General features: G+C 65.7%; 11 protein-coding genes. 1 reads left to right on the forward strand and 10 read right to left on the reverse strand.

Annotated features, from left to right (window positions below; translation table 11 throughout):
- Position 1 precedes the first annotated feature (1 nt).
- From ACXAID_RS03360 to ACXAID_RS03370, 3 genes are all read right to left on the reverse strand, one after another.
- Positions 2 to 838 (reverse strand): mycofactocin-coupled SDR family oxidoreductase, encoded by an 837-nt coding sequence (locus ACXAID_RS03360; RefSeq protein WP_475020763.1) that lies wholly within the window; start codon positions 836 to 838, stop codon positions 2 to 4.
- Positions 839 to 885: 47 nt separating this feature from the next.
- Positions 886 to 2010 carry a cytochrome P450 gene (locus ACXAID_RS03365; protein WP_475020775.1) on the reverse strand — a complete coding sequence of 375 codons (1125 nt, stop codon included), beginning with the start codon at positions 2008 to 2010 and terminating at the stop codon, positions 886 to 888.
- A 324-nt stretch (positions 2011 to 2334) separates the two neighbouring features.
- Positions 2335 to 3054 carry a TetR/AcrR family transcriptional regulator gene (locus ACXAID_RS03370; protein ID WP_475020764.1) on the reverse strand — a complete coding sequence of 240 codons (720 nt, stop codon included), beginning with the start codon at positions 3052 to 3054 and terminating at the stop codon, positions 2335 to 2337.
- A 195-nt stretch (positions 3055 to 3249) separates the two neighbouring features.
- Between ACXAID_RS03370 and ACXAID_RS03375 the strand changes: the two genes are divergently transcribed.
- Complete coding sequence (locus tag ACXAID_RS03375) at positions 3250 to 4032, forward strand: enoyl-CoA hydratase (protein WP_475020765.1); 783 nt, start codon at positions 3250 to 3252, stop codon at positions 4030 to 4032.
- Positions 4033 to 4109: 77 nt separating this feature from the next.
- On the opposite strand, the gene ACXAID_RS03380 is transcribed toward ACXAID_RS03375, so the two are convergent.
- The 7 genes from ACXAID_RS03380 to ACXAID_RS03410 are packed head-to-tail and all read right to left on the reverse strand — an operon-like array spanning position 4110 to position 9911.
- Positions 4110 to 4916, reverse strand: coding sequence for an acyl-CoA dehydrogenase family protein (locus ACXAID_RS03380; protein ID WP_475020766.1), 807 nt, complete (start codon positions 4914 to 4916; stop codon positions 4110 to 4112).
- A gap of 2 nt (positions 4917 to 4918) precedes the next feature.
- Positions 4919 to 6040, reverse strand: a complete 1122-nt coding sequence (locus tag ACXAID_RS03385) for an acyl-CoA dehydrogenase family protein (protein ID WP_475020767.1) — start codon at positions 6038 to 6040, stop codon at positions 4919 to 4921.
- Complete coding sequence (locus ACXAID_RS03390) at positions 6037 to 6465, reverse strand: nuclear transport factor 2 family protein (protein WP_475020768.1); 429 nt, start codon at positions 6463 to 6465, stop codon at positions 6037 to 6039. The genes ACXAID_RS03385 and ACXAID_RS03390 overlap by 4 nt, the downstream gene beginning before the upstream one ends.
- Positions 6449 to 7732, reverse strand: coding sequence for a metal-dependent hydrolase family protein (locus ACXAID_RS03395; protein WP_475020769.1), 1284 nt, complete (start codon positions 7730 to 7732; stop codon positions 6449 to 6451). Before ACXAID_RS03395 ends, ACXAID_RS03390 begins: the two co-directional genes overlap by 17 nt.
- Positions 7701 to 8030 carry a hypothetical protein gene (locus tag ACXAID_RS03400; RefSeq protein ID WP_475020770.1) on the reverse strand — a complete coding sequence of 110 codons (330 nt, stop codon included), beginning with the start codon at positions 8028 to 8030 and terminating at the stop codon, positions 7701 to 7703. Before ACXAID_RS03400 ends, ACXAID_RS03395 begins: the two co-directional genes overlap by 32 nt.
- Positions 8023 to 9363, reverse strand: a complete 1341-nt coding sequence (locus ACXAID_RS03405; RefSeq protein WP_475020771.1) for an aromatic ring-hydroxylating oxygenase subunit alpha — start codon at positions 9361 to 9363, stop codon at positions 8023 to 8025. Before ACXAID_RS03405 ends, ACXAID_RS03400 begins: the two co-directional genes overlap by 8 nt.
- Before the next feature lie 5 nt (positions 9364 to 9368).
- Positions 9369 to 9911 carry a carboxymuconolactone decarboxylase family protein gene (locus tag ACXAID_RS03410; protein WP_475020776.1) on the reverse strand — a complete coding sequence of 181 codons (543 nt, stop codon included), beginning with the start codon at positions 9909 to 9911 and terminating at the stop codon, positions 9369 to 9371.
- Positions 9912 to 10270: the final 359 nt, after the last annotated feature.

A 10270-nucleotide genomic window follows, 5' to 3' on the forward strand; every position in this document is an offset into this window, starting at 1 on the left:
CCTATTTCAGGCAGCTGCCGCCGTCGACCGGCAGTGTGACACCGGTGATGAAGCGGGCCTCGTCGGAGGCCAGGAACAGCACCGCGTTGGCGATGTCCTCAGGTTCGACCCAGCCGATGGGCAGCGTGTGCATGAGCTGGCCGACCACCTTCATGTCGTCTGGGCCCGGGTTCTCCAGGTCGGGCCGGAACAGCTTCATGGTGGGCTCGTTCATGAACAGTGGGGTGTTCACGTTGGTGGGATGCACGGAGTTGACCCGGATGTTCTGTGCACCGAGCTCGACGGCAAACGTGCGCATCAAGCCGACCACGCCGTGCTTGGCGGCGACGTAGTGTCCGGTATGTGGGTAGGCCTTCAGTCCGCCCACCGAGCTGGTAAGGATGATCGACCCGCCGTTACCACCGGCAAGGATATGCGGGACACCGGCTTTGACGGACTTCCAGACGCCGGACAGGTTGACGCCGATCATGTCGTCCCAGTCGGGCTCCCCCGTCTTGTCCAGGGTCTCGCCGCCGTTGCCGATCCCGGCGTTGGCGACGATGATGTCGAGCCTGCCGAACTCCTCGACGCCGGCGTCGACGGCGGCCTTGACCGCGTCGTAATCACGCACGTCGGCTTCGGCGGTGTAGATGCGTCCGCCGGCGTTCTTGACCAGATCCGCCGTCTCGGCGAGGTCCTCCGGCGTGGACAGCGGGATTCGCACGCTGTCGATCTGCTTGCAGATGTCGACGGCGATGATGTCGGCGCCCTCTTCGGCCAAGCGCACGGCATGGGCCCGACCCTGCCCACGCGCCGCGCCGGTGATGAAAGCGACCTTGCCCTCTACGCGTCCTGCCATGTTCGTTCGTCCTTGTCGTCGTGGGTTGTGGTTGGAGTCTGTCCGGGTTAGGAGATGATGGTGGGCATAGCTTCCCAGCCGCGCACCGCGGTGGTCTGCGACGGAGCGGTGTTGGCCCAGTCGACCTCCCACTCAGGGAATCGCTTGAGGATCTCCTCCAGCGCGATCCGGCCCTCCAGGCGGGCCAGGGCGTTGCCCATGCAGAAATGTGTTCCCGCACCGAAGGTCATGTGCGAGCGCTGCTCCCGGTGGATGTCGAAGACATCCCCGTCCGGTGGGAACCGGCGATGGTCACGGTTGGCCGCGCCCATCAACAACAGCATCGCGCTGCCCTCGGGCACCGGCTGTCCGTAGTACTCGGTGTCGCGGGCGACGTAGCGGGCAACCTGCAGAGCCGGCGGCTCCCAGCGCAGGATCTCCTCGATCGCCTGGGGGATCAGCTCCGGGTTCTCGGCGAGCTCGCGCCGTTGGTCGGGATGGTCGGCCAGCGTCTTGCCTGCCCAGCCGATCAGCCGGGTGGTGGTCTCGGCGCCCGCGGTGGCGACCACGGTCAGATACATCAGCAGCTCGTCGCGGCGCAGCCGGCGGACGGTGCCGGTCTCGTCCTCGAACTCGACGGTGAGCAGGTCGGTCATGATGTCGTCGGACGGATGCTCGGTGCGGTAGTCGATGAACTCGGCGAACACCTCACCGCTGGCGAGCAGGTCGACCTGCTTGCTCTGCAGGGTGGCCTCGCCGTGGTCGGTGACCCGGCGCTGGTCCTCTTCGGGGATGCCCAGCAGCATGCCGATGACCCGCATCGGCATCTGCTCACCGAGGTCGTTGACGAAATCGAATCTGCCGGTGCCGATCAGCGGATCGAGGCACCGGGAGGTGAACTCGCGGATCTGCGGCTCGAGCGCGTGGACCTTGCGCGGGGTGAACATCCGCGACAGCAGATTGCGGTGGATGTTGTGGATCGGAGGATCCTCGAAAATCAGTGTGCCCGGGGGGATGTCCATGCCGGACTTGATGATCTCGAGCAGGGCGCCGCGCCCGGAGATGAACGTCTCGTGGTCGATCAGCGCCTTGTTGACATCGTCGAATCGGCTCAGCGCGTAGAAGTCATGCTTCTCGTTGTAGTACAGCGGCGCCTCTTCCCGGATCCGCGCGAATACCGGGTAGGGGTTCATGTTGAGGTCGACACTGTACGGGTCGTAGTACAACTCGTCGGCCGTCGTGGCGTCGTGCACGTCGGAGTTCTCAGCGCTGATCGTCACGGGTGTCCTCTCGCTGGACCAGTCTTCACGTAAGACATCGGGCTGCTTTTTGTCTCACAACTCTGGCATCGCCGACGTGCGGGTGTCAATGACCGAATCGCAGACGGCAAGTCATGCTCTCGGGTGAGAAGAACGATCCTCTCAATGGTGAAAACGAATCGTGGCGCGGCAGGACACCAAGGCGTGCGCATCAGCGCAGGCGAATCAGATTCTACTGAGTGAGAGTGAGATTCTCGCCTATTCGGCGGCGAATCCGCGGGAGCAGAAGTCCCAGACCTCTTCGGCCGTGATCGGGTGAGTGGCGCCCTCGCCGGCGTCCCCACTGGCCTGCGCGACGAACATCACCGTCTGCATGGTCATGGCCGCCATCCGTCGCGGATTGATGCTTTCCCGCAGCTGACCTGCGGCGCTGGCCTCTTCCATCAGTTCGGTGAGCAGCGCCAGCAGTGGTGCGTGGGCGACCTTGACCTCGGAGGGGTGCGATACGAGCAGGCGGGGCGCGAAATCGGTGAACAGAGGTCGCTTGGCCGCGGGGTCCGGGCGCGACGACTCGAACAGCAGCTGAATGGCCACTTTGAGGCGTTCCAGCGGATCGTCCTGGCTGGCGGTGGCTGCGCGGATCTGGTCCGCCGAGCGGCTCAGCGCGTCTTCGAACAGGGCGAGCAGGAGTTCGTGCTTACCGTCGAACTGCAGGTAGAAGCTGCGCAGTGACTGGCGGGAGCGGTCGACGACCTCTTGGACCGTGAAGTCGGTGCTGCCCTTCTCGATGATGATCGCCTGCGCGGCATCGAGGAAGCGCTGAACTCGCTGAGCGGCCCGCAGCTTGGCGGTCTTGATCGAGCGCTCGACCGCACGCTGTTTCCAGGCAGGCTCTTCGCTGGGACTGGTCACCGGCGGCTCAACTGCAGCCCGATTAGGGAGAACATGAACTGACTGTACCGGAGAACGCCTTGCCATTGCGGTCCTCGACCCCCTCTCGGCCACCGTGTCAGAGATTGTAACTTCCTCATCGTGAGAATAGTATTCTCATTTTCGAGATAACAGAAGGCCTAGAACTACCGGGCGGCGTGAGACCTCCGGAGCAACGCGTATCGCCGTCCGGACATTCCCGCCCGCCCCGAGGTTCCCACCCCCTGGAGAAGGATCGCCCCCGTGTACATCGACTACGACGTCGCCGACCGTATCGCGACGATCACGCTGAACCGCCCCGAGGCGGCCAACGCCCAGAATCCCGAGCTGCTCGACGAGCTCGACGCGGCCTGGACCCGCGCCGCCGAGGACCGCGACGTCTCGGTGATCGTGCTCCGGGCCAACGGCAAGCACTTCTCGGCCGGCCATGACCTCAGGGGTGGAGGTCCGGTGCCCGACAAGATCACGCTGGAATTCATCATCGAACACGAGGCCAAGCGCTATCTGGAGTACACCCTGCGGTGGCGCAACATTCCCAAGCCGTCGATCGCCGCGGTGCAGGGCCGGTGCATCTCCGGCGGACTGCTGCTGTGCTGGCCCTGCGACCTGATCATCGCCGCCGACGACGCCCAGTTCTCCGATCCGGTCGTCTTGATGGGTATCGGCGGCGTCGAATACCACGGCCACACCTGGGAACTCGGCCCGCGCAAGGCCAAGGAGATCCTGTTCACCGGTCGGGCGATGACGGCCGATGAGGTGCTGTCCACCGGCATGGTGAACCGTGTGGTCCCGCGTGCCGAACTCGACAGCGAGGCCAGGGCGCTGGCCGAGCAGATCGCCAAGATGCCGCCGTTCGCGCTGCGTCAGGCCAAGCGCGCCGTCAACCAGACGCTCGACGTGCAGGGTTTCTACGCAGCGATCCAGTCGGTGTTCGACGTGCACCAGACCGGGCACGGCAATGCGCTGAGCGTCGGGGGCTGGCCGGTGCTGGTAAACCTCGACGAAATGAAGGCCAACATCAAGTAGGCGCCCGGACCCCGCTCGGCCACTCGCACAGTCGTCTGCGGCAGCTGTCCGCCGGACCGGTCGAGACTCGCGCGGCGCTAGAGAACCGCGAGACGCGGTGCCGAACCGCGGGCCCGCAGCCCGGCTCCGGCCCGGCGGGCGAGTTCCCGTGAACTGCCGAGCAATCCGTCGAGAACCAAGGCGCGCTTGACGTGCAGCTGCAGGCTGTGCTCCTCGGTGAAACCGATACCGCCGAGCACCTGCTGGCAGTTCCTGGCTGCGGTCAGCGCGGCCTTGCCCGCAGCGGCCTTGGCCAGCATCGCGGTCAGGTCGGGGCTCTCGGTCCCGGGCAGGCTCAGCGTCGCCTCGGCGCCCTCGATGGCCACCAGCGTTTCGGCCAGCCGGTGCCGCACGGCCTGGAAACTCGCGATCGGCTTGCCGAACTGCACCCGGTCGCGTGCATGCTGGGTGGCCAGCGTGAGCATGCCCCTGGCCGTTCCCACCAGCCACCAGCCAGCCGCCCGGCGGGCCTCGCCCAGTCGCATCGTCTGGCCGTCGGGCACCCGGTGGATCGGCAACCCGCCGAGCGTCGGGTCCTCGACCGCCGAACGGCTCCACACCACCCAGTCACCGCCGGCGAAGGGCATCGGGGGAGTGCCGCCCGGCAGACCGCCGATCGTCTCGAGGATCACGTCGTTGAGAATCGATGCGTGCGAACCTGTTTCGCCCAACAGCCGAAACACCAGCGGGATCGCCAGATCGGGCACCTCGGCCAGCATGTCGGCCCAGCCCAACTCGGCCAGCGCGGCGTCCATCTCGGCGCCCGACTTGGTGAGCATGGCCTTGCGCAGCGCGTCCTCGAGCAGATCCAGCGACGGCAGGTCGGTATCGGTATCGGTGGCCATCGTCATTCCTTCCCGAGGTCGAGCAGGCGGCGGGCGATGATGTTGCGCTGCACCTCGGCGGTGCCGCCGTAGATGGTGGCGGCCCGGGAGTACAGGAACTCGGTGCGCCATTCGTTGTCGTCGAGTTCGATGGTGCCCGGCAGCAGATCGCGGACGGTGTCATAGAGGCGCTGCTCGGCACCGGCCAGCAGCACCTTGTCGATCGAGGTGTCGGGCCCGAGCCTGCCGCCCCCGGCCAGCCTCTTCTGGGTGACCAGTGACCGGCAGCGCAGCGTGTGCAGGGCCAGATACACCTCGCCCAGTTCGGCGTCCACGGCCTGACCCTGTCCTTTGACCTCGTCGATCAAGTCGTCGAACCGCGAGTACAGGTAGGCGATGCGCTGCCAGAAGCAGGTGGAGCGTTCGAACGGCAGCAGATCCATCGCCAGCTGCCAGCCGTCGCCGGGCTCACCGAGCATCCGGCTCGCGTCGACGACCACGTCGTCGAAGTAGACCTCGCAGAACTCGTCGACGTCATGCATGGTGCGCAGCGGACGCACGGTGATGCCCGGGGTGTCCAGATCGACGAAGAAGGCGGTGATCGCCTGATGGTTCGGCGTCTGCGCATCACCGGTGCGGGTGAGCAGCACGCAGCGCTGCGAGTACTGGGCGAAGCTGGTCCACACCTTCTGGCCGTTGACGATCCAGCGGTCGCCGTCCTGCACTGCGCGGGTGGTCAGCGACGCCAGGTCGCTGCCCGAGCCCGGTTCGGAGAAGCCCTGGCACCATTGCTCTTCGCCACTGAGCAGCTTGGGCACCATCTCGGCGGCCAACTCGTCGGAGGCGTAGTCGATCATCGTCGGCGCCAGCACCTCGAGCATCGAATACGGTCCAGGTTCGGCCAGCCGGCGCCCGACGACCTCCTCGCCGACGATCGCGCGCAGCACCGCCGCACCACCGAGCCCGCCGGCGTGCTCGGGCCAGCCGTAGCGGCTCCAGCCTGCGTCGTAGAGCGCACGCTGGACGCGGGCGAACTGGCGGATGTGGCTTTCGAGGCTGTGGTCAGCCGGCGGAGTCAGGTCGTTCTCGTCCAGCCAGGTCTGCAGCGCCGCGCGGAATGCGGCGGGATCGGACAGGTCGGTCATCCTGCTTCAGGCCTCCCGATCGCGTGGGCGCGGCCGGAGTCGTGGTCGCCGCTGCGGCGGATGAACGTCATCGCCCGGGTCTTCAGCCGCCAGCCGTCCTCGGTGCGGACGTAGGTGTCGTTGTAGTACCCGATGCGCATGTCGTGCTTGGAGTGCTCGATGAAGCACAGCGGCTGGGTGCCGGTCGCGGTGTCCGCGCCCTCGGCCAGGTCGACCAGCGACGTGCCGGTCATGAACAACCCTTTCGGTGCGGCCTCCACGAGTTCGGGGAAGCGCGCCAGCGTATAGGTCGATCCGAATGCGCTGTAGGTGCCGTCCGGGGTGAACACCGACATCAGGCCGTCGGTGTCACCTTGGGTGATGGTGACGGCGTACTTCGCGAGGAGCTGCTGGATCTCGACGAGATCCTCAGTGCGTGACGTCATTCTTGAAGACTTTACCGCCCTTCATTACAAAGTTGACAGCCTGTGTAACGCCGATGTCTGTCAGTGGGTCGCCCGGTACGGCGATGATGTCGGCGAGGTGCCCCTCGGCGATCCGGCCGAGGTCGGCCTTGCCGACGAGATCCGCGCCCACCACGGTAGCCGCCCGGAGCACCGCCGCCGGTGGCATGCCCCACTCGACGAGGGTGACAAGTTCGTCGGCGTTGCGCCCGTGCGGGATGGCTGGGGCGTCGGTGCCGACGGCGATCTTCACGCCGGCCTCGTAGGCCGCCTTGATCGATGTCTCTGCCTTCGGGAACATTTCTGCTGCCTTGTCCTGCAGCACTTTCGGGGCCTTGGACACGTCCATCGCCTGAGCCAGGCGCCGCGTGGTCACCAGGAAGCGGTCGTTGTCGACCAGCATCTGGATGGCCTCGTCGTCCATCAGGAAGCCGTGTTCGATGCAGTCGATCCCGCAGGCCACCGCATGCTTGACCGCTTCGGCGCCGTGCGTGTGCGCGGCCACCTTCAGGCCGCGCCGGTGCGCCTCGTCGACGATCACCCGCAGCTCTTCGTCGGAATAGTGCTGGGCCCCGGCCTCACCGGTCAGTGACATCACTCCGCCGGAGCAGCACACCTTGATCAGCTGGGCACCGTGCTTGATCTGGTAGCGCACCGCCTTGCGGATCTCGTCGACGCCGTTGGCGATGCCTTCTTCGACGGTCAGCTCCAGCACGCCGGGCATGAACGCGGCGAACATCGTCGGGTCGAGGTGGCCACCGGTCGGCGTGATCGCGTGACCGGCCGGGATCACCCTCGGTCCGTCGATCCACCCGGCGTCGATCGCCTTGCCCAGCGCGACATCCAAGAGGTAGCCACCGGTCTTGACGAACAGCCCGAGGTTGCGCACCGTCGTGAAGCCGGCCCGCAGGGTGCGCCGCGCGTTTCCGACCGCGCGCAGCACCCGGGTGGCGGGGTCGTCCTGCACCTGGGACAGACCCGGGTTCTCACCCCGGCCGCCCATCAGCAGGTTGACCTCCATGTCCATCAGGCCGGGCAGCAGTATGGCGTCACCGAGGTCGATCACCTCGCCTTCGTCGGCGGAGCCGGCAGGACCCGCCTGAGCCGCACCGCCGACGGAGACGATCCGGTCGCCGTCGACGGTGACGATGCCGGGGCGAACGATCTCCCCGGCATCGACGTCGACAAGACCCGCAGCTTTGAGGGTCAGAGCCACTTCAGACCACCGGCTCCTTGACGAGTTGGACATACGCGGCGCCGGCGTCGAGCACCCGCGGTTGCTTCCAGACCTCGACCGGGAAGCTCACCATGACGATCGACTGACCCAGATGCACAAGGGCCTTGGCGTCGTCCGGCATTCCCTTGAGCGGGAATCGAGCGTCGACGTAGACCATGATGTCCTCGAGGCGCGCCATGCCGGCATCGTAGAGCTCCTGCATCTCCTCCATCGACGAACTGAGCCGCTTCTGGTAGCGCTCTTCCTCGGTGGGCAGGCACCAGTCGCTGAACTTCTCCAGGTCGGCGAATTCCTCTGGCAGCTTAGACATTGGCGTGATCCTTCTCGCTGGTGGTGGCCTCGCCGGCACCGGCACCGTTGCTGCTGTTGCCGTTGCGGCCGGCCTTGTAGGCGTCCACGTACTTGTGCGCGGTGTGATGCAGGTGACGGAGCAGGACTTCCTGGTCGCAAAGCGGGAAGTCCAGCACCGCCCGGGTGCCGATCTGGGTCTGGGTGGCTTCGAGGGTGTTGGCGTCCTGGTGTGCGTACTCCTTGAAGGTGACGGCTGCCAGTTCCTGCGAGAGCCGCTGGCGCAGGTTCTTCGGCGGCACGAAGTACAGATCGGCCTCGAAGATGTGCGTGTCCACGCCGGTGGGCCAGTAGTTGTAGGTCAGATACCAGCCCGGGGCCCAGAACAGCAGGGTGAAGTTCGGGAAGAACTCGAACGAGTCCTGTCCCCAGGTCGAGTGGCGGCCGGGGTTGATGGCCGGTGGCAGCTCGTCGGGCAGGATCCCCTTGATGTCGGGGCGCTCCCACGGTCCGAACAGGCCGCTGTGCAGGATCCGCTCGATGGGCTTGACCATCTTGAGGTCCTTCGGCGGGCTCATGCCGCCCCACGACGAGATCATCGAGTGATCGCCCTTGATGTCGTAGTGCAGCGCCTCGAAGCCGAACTTGGCCAGCTTCTCGGCCTCCTCCTTCTCCGCCTGCTTCATGTGCAGGATCGGCGCGTGGTAGAACTCGACGAACGCGTCGATGAACAGCTTCCAGTTGGAGTTGATCTCCGCGCGGTAGCTGTAGTGCTCGGTCATCTCGTGGAAGGGATAGCCCTTCAGCCCCTGGCCGAACTCGCCCAGGTATTCGTCCAGGGAGACCGCGTCATCATCGAAGTTGACGAAGATGAATCCCTCCCAGACCTCGCAGCGCACCGGCTTGAGGGGGTAATCGGCCTTGTCGAGGTCGAAGAACTCGCCCTCCTGCTGGACGAAGGTCAGATCGCCCTTCAGGTTGTAGCGCCAGGCGTGGTACTTGCAGACGAACTGGCGGCAGGTTCCGGAGACCTCCTCGCCCGGGTAGTCGTTCCACACCAGCTTGTTACCGCGGTGCCGGCACAGGTTGTAGAAGGCGCGGACCTGCTCGCCGTCGTTGACGATGACGATCGAGGTGCCCGGGCCGACCGAAGGGAGCTCGCGGGTGATGTAGCTGCCCTTCTTGGGGATCAGCTCGACGCGGCCCATCTGCAGCCAGGTCTTGCGGAAAATGGCCTGCTGTTCGAGTTTCCACTGCTCGGGATCTATCGAGTCTTCGTAGTTGACCGGTGCCGTGCCGAGTTCGGGCCAGTTCTCGGTCCAGCTCCCAACCTCGGGTTTCGGGAAGAATGCCACGGTGTCTACCTCTCCTGTGTTGTTTCGTGGTCAGGCACGACCCCAAAGGTGTTGATCGCCATGGCGAGCGCGCCATAGCAGCCGATCGTGAAGACGAGGTCCATCAGTTGGCGCTCGTCCAGATGTGCCGACAGCGTGCTCCACGTGGAGTCGGAGACGACCGCGTCGCGGTTGAGTTCGTCGACGGCGACGATGATGGCGCGGTCGAGCTCGTCGTCGGCCTCACCGCGTTCGATGCCGGCGATCACCTTGTCGGACAGCCCGGCGGCGCGGCCCATGTCGACGTGATGGCGCCATTCGTATTCGCAGTCGGCCTGGTGCGCGACGCGCAGCACGGCCAGCTCGCGCAGCCGCTCGGGCAGCGTCGAGCTGTAGAGCAGGTGGAAGTTGAACCGCAGGAACGACCGGGCCAGCTTGGGGTGGCGCATCAGCGTCGCGACGAGGTTGCCGGTGGCCTGCGGGTTGCGGCGTTCGGCAGGCATCAGACCGGTCAGGGCCTTGTCGACGGCGTCGTCCCACCGATCCGCCGGCAGTGGGGGCACCCGCACGGTCGGTCTCCTCTCGCTCATGAGAATCAGATTCTCATATTCGGCTAACAGATTTCCACTTTTCCGGGATGGCGTCAACGCCCAGCCCTGAACCGCCGGTCAGGCCTCCGCTGCCGGATGGGTGACGCCGCAGCCAGACGGCACCGGCAGCGGAGTCGAACGTTGATTCTCGCCTGTGGAGAAGCTAGTTTCCTTGGTAGGAGAACAACCGCCGTCTGGACTCTGCGTCGCTCCCGGCGCGGGTGAGAGGAGCTTCGCCATGCATATGGACGACATGATTTTGATCAGCGTGGATGATCACATCGTCGAGCCGCCGGATATGTTCGCCAATCATCTGCCGAAGAAGTATTTGGATGAGG

It is taken from the genome of Mycobacterium sp. ABE4_509 (assembly GCF_056160785.1).